The 24,634-nt window shown below is 59.8% G+C and carries 19 protein-coding genes and 5 tRNA genes; 6 read left to right on the top strand and 18 right to left on the bottom strand.

The genetic code is table 11. From position 1 onward, the window contains the following. Positions 1-45: 45 nt before the first annotated feature. The 4 genes from leuB to leuC all read right to left on the bottom strand — a co-directional run bounded on the left by leuB (position 46) and on the right by leuC (position 4,180). Positions 46-1,128, bottom strand: coding sequence for a 3-isopropylmalate dehydrogenase (gene leuB, locus AB4P91_RS23155; RefSeq protein ID WP_395603793.1), 1,083 nt, complete (start codon positions 1,126-1,128; stop codon positions 46-48). A gap of 63 nt (positions 1,129-1,191) precedes the next feature. Further along, positions 1,192-1,965 carry a class I SAM-dependent methyltransferase gene (locus AB4P91_RS23160; RefSeq protein ID WP_150594687.1) on the bottom strand — a complete coding sequence of 258 codons (774 nt, stop codon included), beginning with the start codon at positions 1,963-1,965 and terminating at the stop codon, positions 1,192-1,194. Positions 1,966-2,102: 137 nt separating this feature from the next. Continuing rightward, positions 2,103-2,747, bottom strand: a complete 645-nt coding sequence (gene leuD / locus AB4P91_RS23165) for a 3-isopropylmalate dehydratase small subunit (protein WP_150594686.1) — start codon at positions 2,745-2,747, stop codon at positions 2,103-2,105. 2 nt (positions 2,748-2,749) lie between these two features. Next, the gene (gene leuC, locus AB4P91_RS23170) at positions 2,750-4,180 is read right to left on the bottom strand and encodes a 3-isopropylmalate dehydratase large subunit (protein ID WP_150594685.1); all 1,431 of its coding nucleotides are present in this window, start codon (positions 4,178-4,180) and stop codon (positions 2,750-2,752) included. A gap of 148 nt (positions 4,181-4,328) precedes the next feature. On the opposite strand from leuC, the gene AB4P91_RS23175 reads away from it, so the two are divergent. The 3 genes from AB4P91_RS23175 to AB4P91_RS23185 all read left to right on the top strand — a co-directional run bounded on the left by AB4P91_RS23175 (position 4,329) and on the right by AB4P91_RS23185 (position 10,344). After that, a complete protein-coding gene (locus AB4P91_RS23175; RefSeq protein ID WP_395603794.1) occupies positions 4,329-5,219 on the top strand; it encodes a LysR family transcriptional regulator in 891 nt (296 codons plus the stop codon). A gap of 69 nt (positions 5,220-5,288) precedes the next feature. Further along, the gene (locus AB4P91_RS23180; protein ID WP_150594684.1) at positions 5,289-8,567 is read left to right on the top strand and encodes a PAS domain S-box protein; all 3,279 of its coding nucleotides are present in this window, start codon (positions 5,289-5,291) and stop codon (positions 8,565-8,567) included. An 85-nt stretch (positions 8,568-8,652) separates the two neighbouring features. Then, complete coding sequence (locus AB4P91_RS23185; RefSeq protein WP_395603795.1) at positions 8,653-10,344, top strand: Hsp70 family protein; 1,692 nt, start codon at positions 8,653-8,655, stop codon at positions 10,342-10,344. Here AB4P91_RS23185 and AB4P91_RS23190 read toward each other — a convergent pair. The 13 genes from AB4P91_RS23190 to uvrB form a co-directional block, all read right to left on the bottom strand. Then, entirely contained in the window at positions 10,341-13,046 is a 2,706-nt protein-coding gene (locus AB4P91_RS23190) for a DUF805 domain-containing protein (RefSeq protein ID WP_395603796.1), read from the bottom strand. The genes AB4P91_RS23185 and AB4P91_RS23190 overlap by 4 nt on opposite strands. Next, entirely contained in the window at positions 13,043-13,741 is a 699-nt protein-coding gene (locus AB4P91_RS23195; RefSeq protein WP_395603797.1) for a DUF1266 domain-containing protein, read from the bottom strand. Before AB4P91_RS23195 ends, AB4P91_RS23190 begins: the two co-directional genes overlap by 4 nt. A 186-nt stretch (positions 13,742-13,927) precedes the next feature. Then, a complete protein-coding gene (locus tag AB4P91_RS23200) occupies positions 13,928-14,374 on the bottom strand; it encodes an Hsp20 family protein (protein ID WP_150594680.1) in 447 nt (148 codons plus the stop codon). Positions 14,375-14,495: 121 nt separating this feature from the next. Beyond that, on the bottom strand, positions 14,496-15,455 hold the full coding sequence (locus AB4P91_RS23205; RefSeq protein ID WP_395603798.1) for a tRNA dihydrouridine synthase: 960 nt from the start codon (positions 15,453-15,455) through the stop codon (positions 14,496-14,498). Between the two features lie 95 nt (positions 15,456-15,550). Next, the gene (locus tag AB4P91_RS23210; protein WP_150594678.1) at positions 15,551-15,994 is read right to left on the bottom strand and encodes a thioesterase family protein; all 444 of its coding nucleotides are present in this window, start codon (positions 15,992-15,994) and stop codon (positions 15,551-15,553) included. Positions 15,995-16,041: 47 nt separating this feature from the next. Beyond that, positions 16,042-16,875: an alpha/beta fold hydrolase gene (locus AB4P91_RS23215; RefSeq protein WP_150594677.1), complete on the bottom strand. Its 834-nt coding sequence runs from the start codon at positions 16,873-16,875 to the stop codon at positions 16,042-16,044. A gap of 30 nt (positions 16,876-16,905) precedes the next feature. Next, complete coding sequence (locus tag AB4P91_RS23220; protein WP_150594676.1) at positions 16,906-17,445, bottom strand: TetR/AcrR family transcriptional regulator; 540 nt, start codon at positions 17,443-17,445, stop codon at positions 16,906-16,908. A gap of 181 nt (positions 17,446-17,626) precedes the next feature. Continuing rightward, positions 17,627-17,702, bottom strand: a tRNA-Glu gene (locus tag AB4P91_RS23225). Between the two features lie 81 nt (positions 17,703-17,783). Then, positions 17,784-17,859: transfer RNA gene (locus AB4P91_RS23230), tRNA-Ala, on the bottom strand. Between the two features lie 53 nt (positions 17,860-17,912). Beyond that, positions 17,913-17,988 (bottom strand) — tRNA-Glu (locus tag AB4P91_RS23235). 79 nt (positions 17,989-18,067) lie between these two features. Next, positions 18,068-18,143: transfer RNA gene (locus AB4P91_RS23240), tRNA-Ala, on the bottom strand. A 249-nt stretch (positions 18,144-18,392) separates the two neighbouring features. Continuing rightward, the gene (gltX, locus tag AB4P91_RS23245) at positions 18,393-19,874 is read right to left on the bottom strand and encodes a glutamate--tRNA ligase (protein ID WP_150596876.1); all 1,482 of its coding nucleotides are present in this window, start codon (positions 19,872-19,874) and stop codon (positions 18,393-18,395) included. Between the two features lie 152 nt (positions 19,875-20,026). Further along, positions 20,027-22,042: an excinuclease ABC subunit UvrB gene (gene uvrB / locus AB4P91_RS23250; RefSeq protein WP_115147583.1), complete on the bottom strand. Its 2,016-nt coding sequence runs from the start codon at positions 22,040-22,042 to the stop codon at positions 20,027-20,029. A gap of 336 nt (positions 22,043-22,378) precedes the next feature. On the opposite strand from uvrB, the gene AB4P91_RS23255 reads away from it, so the two are divergent. Next, a complete protein-coding gene (locus AB4P91_RS23255; protein ID WP_150594675.1) occupies positions 22,379-23,575 on the top strand; it encodes an amino acid aminotransferase in 1,197 nt (398 codons plus the stop codon). 224 nt (positions 23,576-23,799) lie between these two features. After that, complete coding sequence (locus AB4P91_RS23260; protein WP_115147584.1) at positions 23,800-24,000, top strand: hypothetical protein; 201 nt, start codon at positions 23,800-23,802, stop codon at positions 23,998-24,000. Here AB4P91_RS23260 and AB4P91_RS23265 read toward each other — a convergent pair. Continuing rightward, on the bottom strand, positions 23,997-24,227 hold the full coding sequence (locus AB4P91_RS23265; RefSeq protein ID WP_042558588.1) for a hypothetical protein: 231 nt from the start codon (positions 24,225-24,227) through the stop codon (positions 23,997-23,999). The genes AB4P91_RS23260 and AB4P91_RS23265 overlap by 4 nt on opposite strands. Before the next feature lie 219 nt (positions 24,228-24,446). On the opposite strand from AB4P91_RS23265, the gene AB4P91_RS23270 reads away from it, so the two are divergent. Further along, positions 24,447-24,522 (top strand) — tRNA-Asn (locus AB4P91_RS23270). Positions 24,523-24,634: the final 112 nt, after the last annotated feature.

Genomic DNA, 24,634 nt, shown 5'->3' on the forward strand with positions numbered 1-24,634 from the left:
AGTGGGCCGCTGCTTTGTATTGAATTTCGCAGCGGGCCCGAGAGATTACAGATTCCGCAGCGCGGCGACTACTGCGTCGCCCATTTCCTGCGTACCGACTTTGGTGCAACCGGGCGAATGGATATCACCGGTGCGCAGGCCCTGATCCAGAACCACGCTGACGGCTTTCTCGATGGCATCGGCCGCGTCATGCAGATTGAAGCTGTAACGCAGCATCATCGACACCGACAGAATGGTCGCCAACGGGTTGGCAATGCCCTGGCCAGCAATGTCCGGCGCCGAACCGTGGCAGGGTTCATACATGCCCTTGTTGTTGGAGTCGAGCGAAGCCGACGGCAGCATGCCGATGGAACCGGTCAGCATCGAAGCTTCGTCGGAGAGGATGTCGCCGAACAGGTTGTCGGTGACGATCACGTCGAACTGCTTCGGTGCGCGCACGAGTTGCATGGCGGCGTTGTCGACGTACATGTGGCTCAGTTCGACTTCCGGGTAATCCTTGGCGACCTGCTCCACCACTTCACGCCACAGTTGGCTGGAGGCCAGCACGTTGGCCTTGTCCACCGAGCACAGCTTCTTGCCACGCACCATGGCCATGTCGAAACCGACACGAGCGATGCGACGGATCTCGCTTTCGCTGTAGGGCAAGGTGTCGTAGGCCTGACGCTCGCCGTTTTCCAGCGTACGGGTGCCGCGCGGCGCGCCGAAGTAGATGCCGCCGGTCAGCTCACGGACGATCAGGATGTCGAGGCCGGCAACGATTTCCGGCTTCAGGCTCGAAGCGTCGGCCAGTTGCGGGTACAGGATCGCCGGACGCAGGTTGCCGAACAGGCCCAGTTGCGCACGGATTTTCAGCAGTCCGCGCTCAGGGCGGATGTCACGCTCGATGGTGTCCCATTTCGGGCCACCGACAGCGCCCAGCAGGACGGCGTCGGCAGCGCGGGCACGGTCGAGGGTTTCGTCGGCCAGTGGCACGCCGTGCTTGTCGATGGCCGCGCCACCGATCACGTCATGGCTCAGCTCGAAACCCAGGCTGTACTTGTCGTTGGCCAGTTCCAGCACCTTGACCGCTTCGGCCATGATTTCCGGACCAATACCGTCGCCTGGGAGAATCAGAATCTGCTTGCTCATGCTTTCCTCGTGTCTTCAGTCGGTGCGCCATCAACGGACGCGCCCGGAAAAATTCTTGTCGTTCTAAAACTGTTTTTCAGCCCAGAGCACGATCACATCTGTACTGAACGAGCCATCGGCTTCGATCTCGAAATATTCGCGTACTTCGTTGCCCATCGACTGCTGCAACTGGCGGATCGCGGCGCGCATCACTTCAGGTGTGCGCATGCGCTCGACCCAACTGCTGTATTCCAGACGCAGACGTTGCCGCGCAGTGCTTCGCGTATGCAAACCCGCCTCGCTGACCTGCCGCAACCACTCGCCGGCAGAATAATCGCGCACATGGCTGGTGTCGCGCAGCACTTCGACGCTTTGCAGGTAAGTGTCGAACAACGGGCTGCCCGGCGACAACACATCGACGAACGCCGCCACACCGCCCGGCTTCAGCACCCGGCGTACTTCGCGCAGGGCCACACCGAGATCGCTCCAGTGATGCGCTGAATAACGGCTGAACACGAAATCGAATTCGCCATCGGCAAACGGCAGCCGCTCGGCGGGCCCGTTGACCGTGGCGATATTGCTCATGCCGCGATCGACGGCAGCCGCCGCCACGACGTCGAGCATCTGCTGCGACAGGTCATAGGCGACCACTTCCCTGACCAGCGGCGCCACGTGAAAACTCACATGGCCGGCGCCACACCCCAGGTCCAGCAATCGGGCGTCACCCTGCCCTGCCAGTTCAGCTTGCAGCAGTGCGAATTCGGTGCCTTGCGCGTGAACGGCGCTGCTCAGGTAGGCGGCGGCCTGTTCACCGAATTGCTTTTGTACAACCTGACTGTGCTGGGCGGTGCTGGTCATGGTCACATCCTGACATTTGCGTTGTTTTGGCTGCCGTCTTCGCGAGCAGGCTCGCTCCCACGCTTGAAATGCATTCCAATGTGGGAGCGAGCCTGCTCGCGAAGAGGCCCGCTCTAACTACATCAGTCTCAAATCAATCAAGCGTCGCGAAACAGCCAGGGCTGGCTCACGCGATGCTTCGCTTCAAACGTCGCAATCGCTTCGTGGTCCTGCAAGGTCAGGCCGATATCGTCCAGACCGTTGAGCAGGCAATGCTTGCGGAACGCATCGATCTCAAAGTGGTAAACCTTGCCATCCGGACGCGTCACGGTTTGCGCTTGCAGGTCGACCTGCAATTGATAGCCCGGCTCCGCCTCGACCTGCTTGAACAATTCATCGACTTCAGCGTCGCTCAAGATGATCGGCAGCAAGCCGTTCTTGAAGCTGTTGTTGAAGAAGATGTCGGCGTAGCTCGGCGCGATGATGCTGCGAAAACCGTACTCTTCCAGCGCCCATGGCGCGTGTTCACGGCTGGAGCCGCAACCGAAGTTCTCGCGGGCCAACAATACGCTGGCGCCTTGGTAACGCTCGGCGTTGAGCACGAAATCCTTGTTCAACGGGCGCTTGGAGTTGTCCTGATACGGTTGCCCGACATCGAGGTAACGCCATTCATCGAACAGGTTCGGGCCGAAACCGGTGCGCTTGATCGACTTCAAGAATTGCTTGGGAATGATCTGATCGGTGTCGACATTGGCACGATCCAAAGGCGCGACAAGGCCAGTGTGCTGGGTAAATGCCTTCATCGTTACTGTGCTCCTTGAATCAATTCACGAACGTCGATGAAACGACCGTTCACCGCCGCAGCCGCCGCCATGGCCGGGCTGACGAGGTGGGTGCGGCCTCCGGCGCCCTGACGGCCTTCGAAGTTTCGGTTGGACGTCGAGGCGCAATGCTCGCCGGACTCCAAACGGTCCGGGTTCATCGCCAGACACATTGAGCAACCGGGTTCACGCCATTCAAAACCGGCTTCGAGGAAAATCTTGTCCAGACCTTCAGACTCGGCCTGCGCCTTCACCAGACCCGAGCCCGGCACGACGATGGCTTGCTTGATGGTCGAAGCCACCTTGCGGCCCTTGGCAATGACAGCGGCGGCGCGCAAATCTTCTATCCGCGAGTTGGTGCAGGAACCGATGAACACGCGATCGAGTTGAATGTCGGTGATCGCCTGATTGGCGGTCAAACCCATGTATTTCAGGGCGCGGACGATCGAGTCGCGCTTGACCAGATCCATCTCTTTAGCCGGGTCCGGCACGTTCTGATCAACGGCCAGGACCATTTCCGGCGAAGTGCCCCAGCTGACTTGCGGCTTGATCTGCGCGGCATCGAGTTCGACCACGGTGTCGAATGTGGCGTCGGCGTCGGACACCAGGTCTTTCCAGGACTCGACGGCCATCTCCCACTCGGCGCCTTTGGGTGCGAACGGACGGCCCTTGACGTAATCGACAGTCTTTTGATCCGCAGCCACCAAACCCACGCGGGCGCCGGCTTCGATGGACATGTTGCAGATGGTCATGCGGCCTTCGACGGACAGATCGCGAATCGCGCTGCCGGCGAATTCGATGGCATGGCCGTTACCGCCGGCGGTGCCGATCTTGCCGATCACCGCGAGGACGATGTCCTTGGCGGTCACGCCGAACGGCAATTGGCCTTCGACGGACACCAGCATGTTTTTCATTTTCTTGGCGACCAGGCACTGAGTGGCGAGCACGTGCTCGACCTCGGAAGTGCCGATACCGTGAGCCAACGCGCCGAACGCGCCATGGGTCGAGGTGTGCGAGTCGCCGCAGACCACGGTCATGCCCGGCAAGGTCGCGCCCTGCTCCGGGCTGATCACGTGGACGATGCCTTGGCGGACGTCGTTCATCTTGAACTCGACAATGCCGTATTCATCACAGTTGTCATCGAGAGTCTGAACCTGCAAACGCGAGACCTGGTCGGCAATGGCTTCGATGCCACCCTTGCGCTCCGGGGTCGTCGGTACGTTGTGGTCCGGGGTCGCGATGTTGGCATCGATGCGCCAAGGCTTGCGCCCGGCCAGACGCAGACCTTCAAAGGCTTGCGGCGAAGTCACTTCGTGAATGATGTGACGATCGATGTAGATCAGCGCAGAGCCATCGTCGCGCTGCTTGACCAAATGCGAATCCCAGAGCTTGTCGTAGAGCGTTTTGCCGGCCATCAGACGGTTCCTCATCAGCTTGTTTCTATGCCCTGGGTCTTTGAGAGATTCAATAACCCTTTGGCTTGTGAGGTCGATCCTATGGGGTTAGATTAAATAACTCAAATTCATATTTTTTATGCTTTGGATAACCAACTGGAATACAACCATGGATCTGGCCAACCTCAACGCTTTTATCGCCATCGCCGAGACCGGCAGCTTCTCCGGTGCCGGTGAGCGGCTGCACCTGACGCAACCGGCCATCAGCAAGCGTATCGCCGGTCTGGAACAGCAACTCAAGGTGCGCCTGTTCGATCGACTGGGTCGCGAAGTCGGCCTGACCGAGGCTGGCCGCGCCCTGCTGCCGCGGGCTTATCAGATTCTCAATGTGCTGGACGACACCCGTCGCGCATTGACCAACCTGACCGGCGAAGTCAGCGGCCGCCTCACATTGGCCACCAGTCATCACATTGGCCTGCACCGCTTGCCGCCGCTATTAAGGGAGTTCACCCGCTGCTACCCAAAGGTCGCGCTGGATATTCAGTTTCTCGATTCGGAAGTGGCCTACGAAGAAATACTCCACGGCCGCGCGGAACTGGCGGTCATCACCCTGGCCCCCGAACCGCACACGCTGGTCAAAGCCACACCGGTGTGGGATGACCCGCTGGATTTTGTGGTCGCCCCGGAGCATTCGCTGATCAGTAATGGCGCCGTCAGTCTGGCGGACATTGCCGGCCATCCGGCGGTGTTCCCCGGCGGCAACACATTTACGCACCATATTGTCCAACGTCTGTTCGAGGCCCAAGGGCTGACACCGAACATCGCGATGAGCACCAACTACCTGGAAACCATCAAGATGATGGTCTCCATTGGCCTGGCATGGAGCGTGCTTCCGCGCACCATGCTCGATGAACAGGTGGCAAGCATCGCATTGCCGGGCATACAGCTCAGTCGCCAGCTAGGCTATATCGTGCACACCGAACGGACGCTATCGAATGCAGCAAGAGCGTTTATGGCCTTGCTGGATGCACAAATCGATCTGCCAGGGAGTCAGGGCTAACTTGTGCTAATCCTATAGAGCCGCTGCCCCTGTGCCTAAACGCCACCACCCGCTCAAGGCCTGTCGATAATGCCGAAATCTGTTGACCGAATTCCGCCGATGCCGCGCATTCAAGCGATTGACCCGCGACATTCCGAGCAGAGCTGGGAGAGCGCGCCGCAATTGTTGGCAGCGCTGAACGGCGCACGGCTCGGCGCCTGGTATTGGGACATCGAGCGCGGTCAGATCAGTTGGTCACGTGGCACGCAGGCATTGTTCGGCTTTGATCCGCGCCAGCCACTGCCGGAAGATCTCGAATACCTGGATTTGCTGCCACCCGAAGACCGGGCAAAAACCGTGCGCGCCTTCCACGCGGTGATTGCCGGCGCCCCGCTGGAACAGGCGATGCATCACCGTATCCGCTGGCCCGACGGCAGCCTGCATTGGCTGGAGATCAACGGCAGCCTGCTGCCAGACAAAAACGGCCGACCCCGAATGATCGGGGTGATTCGCGAAATCACCCACCAGCGGCAACGCGAACAAGCCCTGAGCAGCTCGGAGAAACGTTTCGCCACGCTGTTTCATCTGTGCCCGAACATGGTGCTGCTGACCCGCCAGGAAGACGGTTTGATCAGCGAAGCCAACCAGTATTTCGAAAGCCTGTTCGGCTGGCCGGTGCAAAGCGCGATTGGCCGTACCACGCTGGAACTGGGCCTGTGGGTACACCCTGAGCAGCGCGGCGAACTGGTCAAGAAGACCAAGGCCAAGGGCGAACTGATCAGCATGGAAGTGCAGTTTCGCGCCAGCAACGGGCAGGTCCATGACGGCATTCTCAGTGCGCAAAAGGTCGAACTCGAAGGCCAGCCCTATCTGCTGAGCACGTTCCTCGACACCACCGAGCGCAAAGCGGCGGAACACGCCTTGAAAGACAGCCAGGAACGCCTCGACCTGGCGCTCGACTCGGCGCAGCTCGGCACGTGGGACTGGCACATTCCCAGCGGCATGCTCTATGGCTCGGCGCGCGCGGCGCAATTGCACGGACTGGACCCGAAACCGTTCCATGAATCGTTCGACGAGTTTTTCGAAGGTGTGCCCGGCGAGGAGCGCGACAGCATGCGCGACGCCTATCGCAGCCTGCGCGAAGGCCCGGCGGGCAATTACCAACTGACGTATCGCGTGCAATTGCCGGACGGCAGCTCACGCTATCTGGAAAGCCGCGCCCGCCTCTATCGCGACGACAATGGCGCGCCGTTGCGCATGGCCGGCACTTTGCTCGACATCACCGATCAGGTCGAACGCGAACAACGCCTGGTGGCCTCGGAAGAGAAATTCGCCACGCTGTTCCAGGTCAGCCCCGACCCGATCTGCGTCACCCGTCAGGACAGCGGCGAGTTCATCGAAATCAACAACAGCTTCACCCAGACCTTTGGCTGGAGCGCCGCCGACGTAATCGGCCGCACCGCCGAAGACATCGGCCTGTGGGACGCATCGGCGAAAAGTCTGCAGCGCATCGAACGGGTGATCCGCGAACAAGGCCTGAGCAATGTCGCGATCATCGTCCAGCACAAGGACGGCCAGTCGTTGACCTGCGTGATTTCCAGTCGGCAGATCAGCGTTGGCGATCAACCGTGCATCGTCACCACATTGCGCGATATCACCCAGCAGCAACGTTCGGAAGCGGCGCTCAAGGCCAGTGAAGAGAAGTTCGCCAAGGCGTTTCACTCCAGCCCCGACGCCATCACCATCACCGAGCGCGACACCGGGCGCTATCTGGAGGTCAACGACGGTTTCTGTCGCCTCACCGGCTATCGCGCCGATGAAGTGTTGGGTAAAACCGTGTATCAGGTCGGGATCTGGGCCGAGGAGAAACAGCGTTCGGCCCTGCTCGCCGAATTGCAAATCAAGGGTCGCGTGCACCACCAGGAAATGCTCGGGCGCAACAAGCGCGGGGAAATCCTCACGGTGGAAGTCTCGGTGGAGCCTATCACCCTGAATGAAACGGCTTGCCTGCTGCTGACGGCCCGAGACGTCAGCCTATTGAAAAACGCTGAAGCACAAATCCGCCATCTGGCTTACCACGATCCGCTGACCAACCTGCCTAACCGTGCGTTGTTGATGGATCGACTGAGTCAGCAGATCGCCCTGCTCAAACGCCACAACCTACGCGGTGCCTTGCTGTTTCTCGATCTCGATCATTTCAAGCACATCAATGATTCACTCGGCCATCCGGTCGGTGACACAGTACTGAAGATCATCACGGCGCGGCTCGAAGCCAGCGTGCGCCTGGAAGATACGGTGGCGCGCCTGGGCGGCGATGAATTCGTGGTGCTGCTCAGTGGCCTTGAGGGCACGCGCAATGAAGTCAGTTTGCAGGTACGCGAACTGGCCGACACCCTTCGTGAGCTGCTCTCGGAACCGATGTTCCTCGACGGCCAGCGCCTGCAAGTGACACCGAGCATCGGCGTGGCACTGATCCCGGATCACGGCTCTACCCCGACCGACCTGCTCAAGCGTGCCGACATTGCCTTGTACCGCGCCAAGGATTCCGGGCGCAACACCACGCAGATGTACCACAACACCATGCAGAAAGCGGCCAGCGAACGTCTGCGCATGGAGACCGATTTGCGCCTGGCGCTGTCGCGCGGCGAGTTCCGGGTGCATTACCAGCCGCAAATCGACGCGCAGGACAACCGCATCATCGGCGCCGAAGCCCTGGTGCGCTGGAACCACCCGAAACTCGGCGCACAGTCACCGACCGAGTTCATCAAGGTTTTGGAAGACAGCGGTCTGATTCTGGAAGTCGGTACATGGATACTCGATGAAGCCTGCTCGGCGTTCAAACAACTGATCGCCCTGAAACTGGTCGACCCGCTCAATTTCAGTTTGTGCGTCAACATCAGCCCGCGCCAGTTCCGCCAGAACGACTTCGTCGAGCGGATCGAACACAGCATGGTCAGCCACGGCCTGCCATGCTCGCTGCTGAAACTGGAGATCACCGAAGGCATCGTCATCCAGAACCTGGAGGACACCATCAGCAAGATGCGCCGCCTGAAAAAGCTCGGTGTGAGTTTCGCCATGGACGACTTTGGCACGGGTTATTCATCGCTGACTTACCTCAAGCGCTTGCCGGTGGACACGTTGAAAATCGACCAGTCGTTTATCCGCGATGCGACTACTGACCCGAACGACGCGGAAATCATCCGCGCCATCGTCGCCATGGCCCGCAGCCTGGAACTCGAAGTGATCGCCGAAGGCGTGGAAACCCCGCAGCAGCTTGAGTTTTTGCAGGGCTTGGGTTGCCATTTGTACCAGGGGTATCTGTACAGTCGGCCACTGCCGCTGGAGGGCTTGAAAAAGCTGCTGGCATAACGCGCTCCGCTTGCACCCGCCAACAATTGCCAGTGTTGGCGGCAACCTGTAGGGTCGCCCTTTTTGCGCCGTTTCGAGATCAATCATGCAGGATGCAACCCACCCACGCCCGGCCCTGCTGGGCATCGACCTTGGCACCACCAACAGTCTTATCGCCGTCTGGCAGGACGGTCAGGCCCGGTTGATTCCCAACGCCCTCGGGGACGTGCTGACCCCGTCGGTGGTCAGCCTTGATGAGGACGACACGATTCTGGTCGGCAAGGCTGCGCGTGCCCGACTGACCACACACCCGGACCGCAGCGCCGCGGCTTTCAAGCGCTTCATGGGCAGCGACAAGCAGATTGAACTGGGCAGTCGTCAGTTCAGCCCCGAAGAATTGTCGGCACTGGTACTCGGCTCACTCAAGCAGGACGCCGAAGCCTTTCTCGGCCACCCGGTATACGAAGCAGTGATTTCCGTACCGGCGTATTTCAGTGACGAGCAACGCAAACGCACGCTGTTTGCCGCCGAACTGGCCGGTTTGTCCGTGACGCGCCTGATCAACGAGCCGACCGCTGCCGCCATGGCCTATGGGCTGCACGAGCAGAAATTCGAACGCACGCTGATTTTCGATCTGGGCGGCGGCACCTTCGATGTCACGGTGCTGGAATATGCGCTGCCGCTGATCGAAGTGCATGCGTCCACCGGCGACAACTTCCTCGGCGGCGAAGACTTCACCGCCGCGCTGTTGCAGGCCTGCCTCAAGGCCTGGCAATTGACCCCGTCAATGGTCGACGCGCAAGGCATGGCCAGCCTGGGTGATGCGCTGGAGCAGCTCAAGTGCAAACTCGGTGAAGGCACGCAACATTTGAGCTGGCGCCATGCAGACAAGACATTTGAATGGTCGCTGGATGAAGCCGCTGCGGTGAAGATCTGGGAGCCACTGCTCGGCCGTTTGCGCGCACCGATCGAACAAGCCCTGCGCGATGCCCGGCTCAAGCCCCGCGATCTCGACAGCCTGGTATTGGTGGGCGGCGCCACGCGAATGCCGGCGGTGCAGCAGATGGTCGCCACGCTGTTCGGGCGCCTGCCTTATCGTCATTTGGATCCCGACACCCTTGTCGCGCTCGGCGCGGCGACGCAGGCGGCGTGCAAGGCGCGCGACGGTGCGGTGGAAGAGCTGATCCTGACGGACGTCTGCCCTTACACATTGGGTATCGAGACCATGCGCGGCAAGGGGATCGAAGGCGCCTTCTCGCCCATCATCGAGCGCAACACCATCATTCCAACGTCTCGGGTGGAGCGCTATTACACGACGCATTCGCGGCAGGAAAAAATCCGCATTGCGGTGTATCAGGGCGAACGTCCATGGGTACGCGACAACATTCTTATCGACGCTTTCGATGTCACGCTGATGCCCACCGAGCACATCCAGCAACTGGATGTGCGTTTCAGCTACGACATCAATGGCTTGCTCGAAGTTGACGTCACGCTGCTGGAAACAGGTGCACGGTACAGTCACAGCATCGACCGCAGCCCCACCGGACTCGATGAACAGGCCCGACAAAACAGTCATGACCGGCTCGCCGCACTCAAGGTTCACCCGCGCGATGCACTACCCAACCGCACGCTGCTGGCACGTCTGGAGCGCGCATGGATGCAGAGCCTGGGGACGGAGCGCGAGCGCATTGCCGAATGGCTGCACCGTTTCACCACCGTGCTTGGTGGCCAGCAATCGTCAGAGATCGCCAGCCACCGCGCACAGCTCAACAGCGCGCTGGATGAGTTGCGCCTCTAGCCAATGAGCCGGCGCAACGCTGCCTGCAATCCACCGGACAATGGATCCTCACGGAAACTCTCCGGTGGCACGCCGTATCGGTTGGGCAGCTTCTCGCCAGGAAAACCGAACAGCACCAGCGGCAGGAACGGCAAAACCGGCGTCAGCCCCGCGACCACCAGAAAAGTCGCGACGCCTCGGCCCATGTCGTGCAGGCGCCGCAGCATGGCGCTGAGCAACAGCAGCAGCGCCACGGCCAACACAACGAAGGCCGAAGTCATTGAGCCACTGAACAATGCCAGCAGCGGCGTCAGCAACACGATACCAATCACCTGCCCGACAAACGCCTCACGCCCCAGCCGTGTGCCCAGGCGCCAGAACGCCGTGGCGGCGACCGGACGTGTGTCGGCCTTGGCCAACAACAAGCGTTCGGACCACGACAGCAATGCGCTGAGGGCAAACCGTAAACCGAGCCCGTTCTGTGGATCGTCCTTGGCGCGTTGCAGGCGCATCAGGATTTTCTGGCGTGGCACGCCGGCATTGCCGTAAAGCACCAGATCCTTGAGCACGTCGAGCGCCAGGTAAAACGCGTCGATGTCGTTAACGCCCTCGCCTTCCAGAGCCTCGCGTGGTGGGCGCGCCGGCTCGCCTTTGATCAGACTGTGGCGGAAACCGTCGAACCAATCCTGGGGATTGACGACTTCGGTCATTCTGTCGAGCAGGAAGCGCCGCTGTTTGGCGTCAAACAATCCGCAGTGATAGAGCACGGCCGTCAACAGCATCCGGCCCAAAAGATCGTCGTCAAATGCACTCAGATCGCTGCGCATGCATTCGAACAGCCGGTCGTTGCTCAACAGTCGCAGGCTGGCGAGCGCTTCCTGCACACCGCACATTTTCCGGGCCAGCAGCGCATGCACCGGGTCCGCCGTTTGCAGCAGGCCGAGCAAGCCCTCGCAGTTCCCCTGTTCACGCAACAAGCGTTGCAACAACGGCTGCAACCGGCTGAGCGGATGGGCCGGGTTGTAAGGCAGTTGCTCCAGTAGTCGCACGTCGATCAATGGCAACCAACGCTCGGCCTGCCCCAGCAACGCCAACAGGAACAGCGTTTGAGCGTGCCATTGCCACAGCGCCTCTGCCGCCCCCGGCGGCGGCAACGCTGCATCGCCCTGGCTCAGTTGCAGCAGCAGCGCCAGCTCTGACAAATCGAGGGTGGCGTGCGCATCGTTCAGTTTGAAATCTTCGGCAATGCGCTCAAGCGCGGTGCGACTGTGAGGACGCAATCTGCGCAACCAGAGTCGGCAGAGGCTGTGCCCAAAACCTTCCTTCAGGGCGTCGGGCAGTTGTGGCGAAACCGCGTTTGCATCGGTGTAGGCACTCATCGCCAACGGGATGGGTGCTTGCGTCAACCAACGCACATGCTGCTCGGCCTGTTGCTTGAATCCGCTCAGCACCAACGCCTCAAGGGCATCCACCGACAACGGTTCGTCGAGCATCTGCTGTAACAGCGGCACGTCACCGCGATGCAGTGCCCAGGCATGTCGATAGAGTCGCTGCAACCTAGGGTCGTCATGATTGCCAAGCAACAGTGCCAGCAACGGCAGTTCATCGTCACCCATGCGCCAGTCGACGAAGGCCTTGGCCAGACCCTGAAGTTCGAGGCCGCCAATCCCCATCCATCGCGCCAGGGTTTCCGGCCTTTGTGAAGGGCTGCCATATTGCTGACTGACAGAGTCGAGCTCGCGGGACCAGTCACTGAAAACCTGCGCTCGATCAAATGCCTGAATCAGCAGCGGCAGAAAGTCCGGGTGACGTTCTGCGCACATTGCCATCAAGTGGCTTTCGGCCGTCGGATGACGATACTCCTGCCAGAGCCGGATCCAGCACGGCCACGCCTGATCGTCCAGGCCCAGTAGAGTGCTTTGGCAGGCGAGCAGGTAGAGCCAATCGACATCCTCAGGATGTTTGCCCTGCTGCTCTTCGCAACACTGCAGCAGCCCTGCCCCTCCCATGCCCGCCTGAGTGAACTGCGTCACGAGCCGCTTGATGTACATTTCATCGCTCGGCAACGGCACGCAGGTGTGCCGACTGGCGAAGTCGACGAATTCATGGAGCGGACGCTGGGCGAAGATGAAATCGAGACTGCGCGCATACCACAGGGATTCGGTCTGCGCGGCTTCTGACCAGGCGCTCATCAGATCCGTATCGAACGGATCACCCGCCTTGATCCGTTGCAGAAATGCTTCAACACGCTGAGCGTCGTCAAACGACAGATCCAGCAACTGCTGGTCCCAGGCCATGCGCTCGGCCAACAGGTTTGCGCAACGATAGGACAGCGGCCCGGCGTCAGCCAGCCGATGGTACAAGCTCCAACTGAGGTCATCGAGAGACTCGAGAGGCAGTTGATCCAGCCCTCGGATAAACGACTGCCAGGCTGCAAAGTCGAAGCGCCGTACAGGATCATCAAGCAACTCGCAGAAATCCACGAACGCCTGTGGCACCTCGATGATTGTCTGTTCGGGCTCTTGGTATTCCTCGAATTCTTCGGGTGCTTCTTCATCGCCTTCGCGTGCCAGACGAAGCGCTTTTTCGTAGGCCATGCGCAGCGCCTGAAAACCTTCGGGATCGGTCTCCGGGTGATGTTCCGGCAGGCGCGTGCGGTAGGCGTTGCGAATGAGGGTTTCGTCGGTGGTGGGTTCGATGCCCAAGCGGATCCAGCAACTCATGACCAGTCGAACTCCTTGAGCGATTCGGGACGTTGCGGCAAGTCGAGGTCCAGATGCCAAGGCAGGTTTTTCAGAAAAACCGGCATGTTCTGTTGGAGCCCACGAGCGATTTGCACGCTTTTGGGGTTCTCGCCCTGTCGGTCCAGCTCGCAGGCAAAGGTGTCGTTGCCCTCGTTCTCACACCCCCAGAATCCGCGACCGATCAAAAACCCGTTGAAATAGGATTGCCAGCTGCTGTAGTGATACTGCGCCCTGACCGCCAACCGCCCGTGCAGCCAGGTGCTTTCGGGCAAATCAATCCATTGGTTACGCACCGCGCAACGCAGCAGGAACCCCATGCGGCCATAGTCCCAGGACAGAATGCCGCCCGGCCCGCATTCGCCAAAAGTGCGACTGGCGAACTCGTGCAGAATGCGCTCACGCGGTTCAAGGGTTTCCAGCAGCGCCTGCCATTCGCCGGGCAGACAGCGCTGCCACGCGTGATAGGCGCCTTTAAGGTGCCTGGCATGACCGTTGTCGGTCATGCGTTCGAACATGCTCAACAATTGCGGCCGGTCATTGATACCCCAGCTGCATTGCAAATCGATAAATTCCGGTGCGGAGTAAAACGCCGGCTCGTCGTACTCGGCGCGAGGATTAAGCGCCACCATCGGGGCAGACAGGGCGCACAGCCAACGCTGTTGAATCTCATCCATGAAAAAGGCTCCAGGCCGACCGCCGAGAAATGGGGTCGGCAAAACTGCGCGGATTGTAAAGAGCCGTGGCAATAGCGGCAAACGTTGCGAACACTTTTACAGCGCGCACAAAAAAGGCCCCGACGTATCGGGGCCTTCGTTCAGCGGCTCATCGCTTGTTCAGACGATTATGTGTCTTCGCGTGAATCAGTGCTGCAGAGCCGGTTTTTGCGTCCCGTTGATCGGGATGCGTTTGGCCTTCGCCTCCTCCGGGATCACTCGCAACAGGTCGATGCTCAGCAGACCGTTGCTCAGATCGGCAGCCTTGATCTCGATGTGATCGGCCAGACGGAAGGACAGCTTGAAAGCACGCTGGGCGATGCCCTGGTGCAGGAAGGTCACGTCTTCGTTGGCGTCACGCTTGCCGCCACTGATGGTCAACACGCCCTTCTCGACTTGCAGCTCCAGGTCTTCTTCCTGGAAACCGGCGGCGGCTACGACGATGCGGTATTGATCGTCACCGTGTTTCTCCACGTTGTAGGGTGGATAGCTGCTGCCTGGCTCGTTGCGCAGGGCCGTTTCGAACAGGTCGTTGAAGCGGTCGAAACCTACCGAGGAACGGAACAGTGGCGCGAGGGAAAATGCAGTACTCATGGTTCAAATCTCCTGAAAACAATCAGCAAGGTTTTTTATCTCCGCGACCCGAATTCGGCATCGCGTAACCCTTAGATAGGGACCGCTGATTTGATTTCAAGAGCGTATTTGCAGATTTTTTTCAGGCCATTTCGGCGACCGGCAGACCGAGTAAACGCGAGACGTGATCCGGTTCCGTCTCACGGCGCAACACGGTAAACAGCTCGGTAGCTTCAGGGTAATTGCGCGTCAACATGGCCAGCCACTGCTTCAAACGGCCCGGCGATTGACGCGCGGTCATCTGCGCTTTGGCTTGCAGCCAGAAATCCTGGATCAGTGGCAGCAGCTCGGCCCAGGTCATCTCGACCACTTCCTCTCCGGCGCGTGCAGCGGCGATTTGCCTGGCCAGATCCGGCCGCGAAACCAGACCACGGCCGAGCATGATGTCTTCCACGCCGCTGATTTCGCGGCAACGACGCCAGTCCTCGACGCTCCAGATATCACCATTGGCGAACACCGGCACCTTGACCACGTCCTGCACGCGCGGGATCCATTCCCAGTGCGCGGGCGGTTTGTAACCGTCCATTTTGGTCCGGGCGTGCACCACGATGTGTTCGGCGCCGCCTTCGGCCAGTGCCGTGGCGCAGACGAGCGAGCCATCCGGGCTGTCGAAGCCCAGACGCATCTTGGCCGTGACGGGAATGTGCGCAGGCACGGCGCGACGCACGTGCTCGACGATCTGATTGAGCAGTTCAGGCTCTTTGAGCAGCACCGCACCGCCTCGGGATTTATTGACTGTTTTGGCCGGGCAGCCGAAGTTGAGGTCGATGACTTCGGAGCCGAGTTCGCAGGCCAACGCAGCGTTTTCCGCCAGACACACCGGGTCAGAACCCAACAGCTGCACACGCAACGGCACGCCGGACGCGGTGCGGGCACCGTTGAGCAGTTCCGGGCCGAACTTGTGGAAGTAGGCTGGGGTGAGCAACTGGTCATTGACGCGAATAAATTCGGTCACGCACCAGTCGATACCGCCAACGCGGGTCAGCACGTCGCGAAGGATGTCGTCGACCAACCCCTCCATGGGCGCCAGAGCAATTTGCATGGGGAAAACACTACTTGAGGAAAAACGTGCGGCAGTTTACTGGATTGCGCAGGTTAAACCCACGACCACCTGCCGAAGGCCGCGCCTACAACAAATTACGCTGACTCTGGAGCCTGGATCGCCGGGCCGTAGCCTTCGATGAACTCCGCCGGCATGCGCTTGGGCTTGCCGGTGGACAGTTCGATGCAGACGAACGTGGTCTGAGCGCGCAGCAGCGTGGCGCGGTCGCTTGGGCGGATCAGCTGAAAATGCCGGGTCATTTTCAGACGCTGATCCCAATCGACGATCCAGGTCGCCAATTGCAGCTCGTCGCCTTCGTAGGCCGCCGCCAGGTAATCGATCTCGTGGCGCACCACGGCCATCGCGCGATCCAGCCGCCGGTACTCGACCAGATCCAGTCCCAGACGCTGCGAGTGGCGCCAGGCGCAACGTTCAAGCCAGGTTACGTACACCGCGTTGTTGGCGTGCCCCAGCCCGTCGATGTCCTCGGCGCCCACTTGCAGATCAATGGTAAACGGCGTCGCCCGATCCCAGCCCATGCCCCACTCCCGGTCAGATTATTCAACCGGCGCAGTGTAACGGATGCTCACGCCGATTGGCGCGCCTGAAGATTGCGACCGGTCAGCAGTGATAACACGCCATCAATCACCCGAGGGTCGGCCAGCACGCGTTGATGACCACCGCTTTCGAGGCGCAACAAGCGGCTGTCGAACCAGGATTCGTGGATCAATTGCGATTCCTTGACCGAGACAAAATTGTCGTCCTCGGCATGCACGATCAGCCCGGGCATCTCCAGTTGATAGTGCGCGACGTCGAGGGTGGCGGCGCGCATGCCGACATCTTGCTCGACCTGGCGAATGAAGGCGGAACGCGCTCGGGGCGGCATCCCCACGTAGCGGGCAAATCCGCGCAGCACGCCAAGAATGCGGGCGGGAGCGGCAATGCTGACGAGGGTTTCGGTGCGCAGGCCCAATTGCACGGCGAGCATCGCACTGGCGCCGCCCATAGAGTGACCGATAACAGCTTGCAAGGGCGGCAGTTCGGCAGCAGCTTCAAGCATGGCGCGGGCAAACAACACGACGTTGGCCTCACGCCCCGGAGACCGACCATGGGCCGGGCCGTCAAGTGCAACCACCGTGTAACCGGCGTCGACCAGAGCGGTGATCAGCGCCGCAAATTGAGTGGGTCGCCCTTCCCAACCGTGCATCAGCAGCACCGTCGGACCGTGCCCCCAACGCAGTGCGGAGAGGCCGAAGCGCAAAGTGATCCGTTCTGAGTTGGCCAGCAGCGGCAACTCCCAATCGCGCAGTGGCAGCGCGCGCGGCGTCATGAACGCCAGGCGCATTTTGCTCGCCACCCGTTGCGGTGCAATCCAGCCCAAGGTGCCATTTACGCCACGAACCCACTTCAACGTGTTCATCGCTCTCTCCTCAGGCGTGCTGCCTTCAGGTCAACGCACCGCCGACTTGGCGGCGCGCAGCAATCGATCGGATAAGTCTCCCGGGCCGAGCGCTCTTGCGAGTGCCAGACCACCCACCATCAAGGCCACGTCGGCCAGGGCTTTGTCGGTGTCCTCAGGGCTTGACGCCAACTGCGCAATCATCAATTCCAGGTGTTCGTTCAGCGCGATGCGGAACGACTCTGGCAAACGGCCCAGTTCGCCAATGGAGGCAGGAATCGGACAGGCCGATTCGCTGGAATCGCGGTGCTTGCGCGACAGGTAGAACGCAGCGACCAGCGCGCGGCGTTCTTCGCCCGTCAATTCGGTATCCATGTCGGCGATCAGGTCGCGACGCCGGCCCAGCAACTGCTTGAACGCTTCGAGCATCATCGCGTCCTTGCTTTCGAAGTGCGCATAGAAGCCACCGACGGTCAGGCCGGCTGCGCCCATCACTTCGCCCACGCTTGGGTCTGCCGGGCCGCGCTGGATCAATGCGGCGCTGGCAGCCTTGAGAATGCGTTCGCGGGTTTGAGCTTTTTTATCGTTCATCGTCGCCTCCGAATATTACGACTAGAATATTATTCTCATAATAATATTCTGCAAGTCAAGGATATGACCGCTGGTCTGAAGCACAGTGTAAGAAAAAAGGAGAATTGGCCAAACGCCAGACAAACAAAAGGGCCATTCAATAATTGAATGACCCTTATAAATCCCGCAGAGCGGGTAATCGTGGCGTCCCCTAGGGGACTCGAACCCCTGTTACCGCCGTGAAAGGGCGGTGTCCTAGGCCACTAGACGAAGGGGACACAAACCCTTCTATACAACTGATCAGTGCTGAGAGCTGATCGATTCAAGGCCGGTGTGGCCAGACCTTGAACTTGTAAAATTGGTGGAGCTTAGCGGGATCGAACCGCTGACCTCCTGCATGCCATGCAGGCGCTCTCCCAGCTGAGCTAAAGCCCCGGATTTTTCGCCTCGCGGCGGAGTGACATCTTGCAACATCACTTCTGTAAAACTGGCGTCCCCTAGGGGACTCGAACCCCTGTTACCGCCGTGAAAGGGCGGTGTCCTAGGCCACTAGACGAAGGGGACGCAAACCCTTCTATACAACTGATCAACGCTGAGTGTTGATCGCTTTGAAGCCGGTGTGGCCAGACTTCAAAGTGTAAATTGGTGGAGCTAAGCGGGATCGAACCGCTGACCTCCTGCATGCCATGCAGGCGCTCTCCCAGCTGAGCTATAGCCCCTCATCGTTGATGTCATCGCTGAGGACGGGGCGAATCTTAATGGCGCTTCGGAGGGCTGTCAAACTTATTTTTAAAATAATTCAAAGTTTTTTGCCGACATAACAATCACTTACCGCCCTCCCCCCGTAAATTCGGGAGGTTTACAACCTGCGCAGAACGGTAGGAGCTACCGAAGGCAGCGATCTTTTGATTCCGTTTTTAAAAACCAACGTCAAAAGATCGCGGCGTGCGGCCGCTCCAACAGGGGAATCAGGCGATGGCGCCCAGCAGTTTTTCCCACTCTTTGTTTTCTTTCTTCGACACGCCGCCCAGCAGGTCGATCGCCTGACGCAGACGGAAGCGTGTCAGGTCCGGGCCGAGGATTTCCATCGCATCGAGCACCGACACCGAACTCGCCTGCCCGGTGATTGCCGCGAACATCAACGGCATCGCATCGCGCAGTTTCAACTCCAGCGACTCAACCACCGCCTGAATCGTCGCGGTGATGCTGTCCTTCTCCCACTGACGCAGGCTTTCCAGCTTCCACAGAATCAACTGCATCAACTGCCGAACCTGATCGCCCGAGAGCTTTTTCGATTCAAACAGCTTGGCATCCGGATTAACGCCGCCGGCGAAGAAGAACCCGGCCAACGGTGCGACCTGGCTGAAGGTTTCAACACGGCCCTGCACATGCGGCGCGATCTTCATCATGTATTCCGGGTTCAGCGCCCAGGTCTGCAAACGGCTGGCGAACTCTTCGACCGGCAGATCACGCAGCCACTGGCCGTTGAGCCACGACAGTTTCTCGATGTCGAAGATCGGTCCGCCGAGGGACACACGCTTGAGGTCAAAGTTGTCGACCATTTCCTGAAGCGAGAACTTCTCGCGCTCGTCCGGCATCGACCAGCCCATGCGACCCAGGTAGTTGAGCATCGCTTCCGGCATGAAGCCCATGCGCTCGTAGAACGTCACCGAGGTCGGGTTCTTGCGCTTGGACAGCTTGCTCTTGTCCGGGTTACGCAGCAGCGGCATGTAGCACAACTCCGGTTGTTCCCAGCCGAAGTACTCGTAAAGCAGGATCAGTTTTGGCGCCGACGGCAGCCATTCTTCGCCGCGCAGTACGTGGGTAATGCCCATCAAGTGATCGTCGACCACGTTGGCGAGGAAGTACGTCGGCAGGCCGTCGGTCTTCATCAGCACTTGCATGTCCATGCGGTCCCACGGGATCTCGACATCACCACGCAGCATGTCCGGCACCACGCAGACGCCTTCGCTCGGCACTTTCATGCGGATCACGTGAGGTTCGCCAGCGGCCAGACGTGCGGCGACTTCTTCTTTGGACAGCAGCAGCGCGCGGCCGTCGTAACGTGGAGTTTCGCCACGCGCCTGTTGCTCGGCGCGCATCTGGTCCAGCTCCTCTGCCGTGCAGAAGCACGGGAAAGCGTGACCCAGCTCAACCAGCTGCTGGCAATATTTCTGGTAGATATCGCCGCGCTCGCTCTGGCGATACGGGCCGTGCGGGCCGCCGACGTCCGGGCCTTCGCTCCACTCGATGCCGAGCCAGCGCAAGGCGTCGAAGATCTGCTGTTCGGACTCGCGGGTCGAGCGCAACTGATCGGTGTCTTCGATCCGCAGGATAAACTCACCGCCATGCTGCTTGGCAAAGCAGTAGTTGAACAATGCGATGTAAGCGGTACCTACATGGGGATCCCCGGTAGGCGATGGCGCGATGCGAGTGCGGACGGTGGTCATGGCATGTCTCGAAAAGAATGAAAAGCAAAGATCAATAAGCGGCGAATGGTAACAGGCGACACCCGCCCCGCTCCAGCGGGCAGGGTATTTAAGCCAGCTTTGTGTCTGTCAGGTCCGTTGGCCGCGATGAGGCCGGATGGCTCACCGCACAATCACACAGCCAAAAGACGCTCGCGCAGCTTGGCAATTTCATCACGCATCTGCGCCGCCGCTTCAAACTCCAGATCCCGGGCAAGCTGATACATCTTCTCTTCCAGCGCCCGAATCCGCTTGGTGATCTCGCTTGGCGAACGCAATTCGGCCTCGTACTTGGCGTTTTCTTCGGCGGCCTTGGCCATGCCCTTGCGCTTCTTGCTGCGCGAGCCGGGCACCGTGGCGCCTTCCATGATGTCGGCCACGTCCTTGAACACACCCTTAGGCGTGATGCCATTGGCCAGGTTAAAAGCGATCTGCTTGTCGCGACGGCGTTCGGTTTCGCCAATCGCGCGCTCCATCGAACCGGTAATGCGATCGGCGTAGAGAATCGCCCGGCCATTGAGATTACGCGCCGCACGGCCGATGGTCTGGATCAGCGAGCGCTCGGAGCGCAGGAAGCCTTCCTTGTCCGCATCGAGGATCGCTACCAGCGACACCTCCGGCATGTCCAGGCCTTCGCGCAACAGGTTGATCCCGACCAGCACATCAAAGGTGCCGAGGCGCAGGTCACGGATGATTTCAACCCGCTCGACGGTGTCGATATCCGAGTGCAGATAACGCACACGCACGCCGTGGTCGGCGAGGTAATCGGTCAAATCCTCCGACATGCGCTTGGTCAGCGTGGTGACCAACACGCGCTCTTCCAGCGCCACGCGCTTGGTGATTTCCGAGAGCAGATCATCAACCTGAGTCAACGCCGGACGGATTTCGATTTGCGGATCCACCAGGCCGGTCGGACGCACCAGTTGCTCGACAACGCGACCGGCGTGCTCCGCCTCATAATTGCCCGGCGTGGCCGAGACGAAAATCGTTTGCGGGCTGATGCCTTCGAATTCGTCGAAACGCATAGGCCGGTTGTCCAGCGCCGATGGCAGACGAAAACCGTATTCCACCAGGGTTTCTTTACGTGAGCGGTCACCTTTATACATCGCGCCGACCTGCGGCACGCTGACGTGGGATTCGTCGATCACCAGCAAGGCGTCGGCCGGCAGATAGTCGAACAAGGTCGGCGGCGCCTGACCGGAGTCGCGACCCGACAGGTAACGCGAGTAGTTTTCGATCCCGTTGCAGTAACCCAGCTCGAGAATCATCTCCAGATCGAAACGCGTGCGCTGCTCCAGACGCTGGGCTTCCACCAGTTTGTTGTTGCTGCGCAGGTATTCGAGACGTTCCTGCAACTCGACCTTGATCCCTTCGATGGCGCCAAGCAGGGTTTCACGCGGCGTCACGTAGTGGCTTTTCGGGTAAAACGTGAAGCGCGGCATCTTGCGGATGACTTCGCCGGTCAACGGATCGAACGCGGAAATACTCTCGACCTCGTCATCGAACAGCTCGATGCGGATGGCTTCCAGATCCGATTCCGCCGGGTAGATGTCGATCACATCGCCGCGTACGCGAAAGGTGGCGCGGGCAAAATCCATGTCATTGCGGGTGTATTGCAGGTCGGCCAGACGCCGCAGCAGCGCACGCTGATCGAGTTTGTCGCCGCGATCGACGTGCAACACCATCTTCAAATAGGTTTCCGGGCTACCCAGACCATAGATGCACGACACCGTGGTAACGATGATCGAGTCCTTGCGCTCCAGCAGCGCTTTGGTCGCGGAAAGGCGCATCTGTTCAATGTGGTCATTGATAGACGCATCCTTCTCGATGAAGGTGTCGGACGACGGCACATACGCTTCGGGCTGGTAGTAGTCGTAATAGGAAACAAAATACTCGACCGAGTTGTTCGGGAAAAACGCCTTGAATTCGCCGTACAGCTGCGCGGCCAGGGTCTTGTTCGGCGCCAGCACCAACGTCGGGCGCTGAATTTGCGCGATGACATTGGCGATGCTGAAGGTCTTGCCCGAGCCGGTCACACCGAGCAGCGTCTGGTGCGCCAACCCGGCCTCGATGCCCTCAACCAACTGGCGGATGGCTTCCGGCTGATCGCCGGCAGGCTCAAAGCGGGTGACTAGCTGGAATTCGGACATACACACCTCTGGGATCGCGGGGTTCCGAGTCAAGCGGAACACCACGGGGACGACCGCAAACGACCGATGTCGCGCAAGAAAAATCTGGATTGTGCTGAATGTGGTGGCGATTGCCTTGGCTTTCAAGGCAAACGTCCTACATCCGGTAAAAACTCTGACACGCTCAATCGACTAACGGTCAAGAAATAATCGGAAAAACTTACCCTAAAAACCGAATCGCCTGTCGCCATTGCTCGGTGATGGCCTCTATACTAGCTCCCCGTTTGTGCACCGCTCTAGTGCATCCGGCTGGAGCGCGACACGTCCCTCCACTCTCCACTCAGAGCCGCCGCAAAAATGAGCCTGTTCTCCGCTGTCGAAATGGCACCCCGCGATCCAATCCTGGGCCTCAACGAAGCATTCAACGCCGATACCCGGACCACGAAGGTCAACCTGGGCGTCGGTGTTTACTGCAACGAAGAGGGGCGAATTCCACTTCTGCGCGCCGTTATCGAAGCCGAAACGATCCGCGTCGCTCAACACGCTTCGCGCGGTTACCTGCCGATCGATGGCATCGCTGCCTACGACCAGGCCGTGCAAAAGCTGCTGTTCGGTAACGACTCGCCGCTGATCAGCGCCGGTCGCGTCATCACCACTCAGGCCGTCGGCGGGACTGGCGCACTGAAAATCGGTGCCGACTTCCTCAAGCAACTGCTGCCCAACGCTGTTGTGGCGATCAGCGACCCGAGCTGGGAGAACCACCGCGCGCTGTTCGAAACCGCCGGTTTCCCGGTGCAGAACTACCGCTACTACGATGCCGCCACCCACGACGTGAACCGTGCCGGCATGCTCGAAGACCTCAACGCCCTGCCAAACGGCTCGATCGTTATCCTGCACGCCTGCTGCCACAACCCGACCGGTGTCGACCTGACCCCGGCGGACTGGAACAACGTGCTGGAAGTGGTCAAGGCCAAAGGTCACGTGCCATTCCTCGACATGGCTTATCAGGGCTTCGGTGACGGGATCGACGAAGACGCCGCGGCTGTGCGCCTGTTCGCAGAGTCCGGCCTGACCTTCTTCGTTTCGAGTTCGTTCTCCAAGTCGTTTTCGCTGTACGGCGAGCGCGTGGGTGCACTGTCGATCATCAGCGAGTCGAAAGAAGAAAGCGCGCGCGTGCTGTCGCAAGTCAAACGCGTGATCCGCACCAACTACTCCAACCCGCCGACCCACGGTGCAAGCATCGTCGCTGCCGTGTTGAACAGCCCGGAACTGCGTGCGCAGTGGGAAGCGGAACTGGCGGAAATGCGCCTGCGTATTCGCGGCATGCGCGAGCAAATGGTCAGCCTGCTGGCAGAAAAAGCACCGCAGCGCGACTTCAGCTTCGTCGGCCGTCAGCGTGGCATGTTTTCCTACTCCGGCCTGACCACTGAACAGGTTCATCGCCTGCGCAACGAGTTCGGCATCTACGCCCTGGACACCGGGCGCATTTGCGTGGCGGCGCTGAACCAGAGCAACATCAAGGCTGTAACGGATGCGATTGTTCAGGTCATCTGATTTCGCACTGTGAGGAAAAACGGGAAGCCTTCTGGCTTCCCGTTTTTATTTGTCCCGGTAAACGGCCCACACCCTCTAAACTGCACACAGATTTAACTGTGGGAGCGAGCTTGCTCGCGAAAGCGCTTTGTCATTCAACATTATTGTCGACTGACACGACGCCTTCGCGAGCAAGCTCGCTCCCACAGGGTATGAGCCAACCCGAGAATTCTGCGAGAGCCAACATGAAAAACGACAACCTGCGCGCCGACCGTGACGAAATGGATGATTTCATCCCGCGCGCCCCGGCCAAACGCGAAAAAAGCCTGGTGCTGCAAGTGGCGACCGGGGTGTTTCTCGGCGGCCTGGTCTTGTGGCTGGTGCAACTGGCGACCACCGCGGCTTACGCCAAGCTGATGATGGGCACCATCACCTTCGGCAGTTAAGCCAGTTCGCTCGCACGCTGGCTGGCGGCATCGTCATACACAACGTACAGCGATTCGGCGATCTGGCTTTTGATGGCCTTGGCAGTTTCCAGGCCGAGGACAAAACCCTCAGCCTTGCCGCCAGCGCGGTTCAATTCTTCAGCGGTACTGGCCTGAGTGATTGCATCGAAGAGTTTTTCGGCGTGCGGGCCGACGCCTTTTGGCAGGCTGATCTGAGCGGTGGTCATGCGAGCACCTCGATGTACAGTGATGTGTGATTCATGGCGCGTACCTTTTCGGCGAATGGCCGGCAGCGCGTGTAACCACTTCCGGGCGGCCATGGTAGACCCCTGAGGCGATTCTGGTAACCGCCAATCGCCGATAAACCACCGTCCGTCCTGACGAATTGCAAAATTCAACAACAGACGCTTGACTTCTCTTTTTGAATCAGTAACATACGCACCAATTCCGCAATAGCTCAGTTGGTAGAGCAAGTGACTGTTAATCACTGGGTCCCTGGTTCGAGTCCAGGTTGTGGAGCCAAATAGCAAAGCCCCTGATTCGAAAGGTTCAGGGGCTTTTTTGTGGGCGCTCGAAAAATCACAAAAGCGAAAAGGCCGATCTGTCTCACAACAGATCGGCCTTTTCGTTCGTT

This window comes from Pseudomonas sp. B21128 (assembly GCF_044218865.1).
Classification (GTDB): domain Bacteria; phylum Pseudomonadota; class Gammaproteobacteria; order Pseudomonadales; family Pseudomonadaceae; genus Aquipseudomonas; species Aquipseudomonas iridis.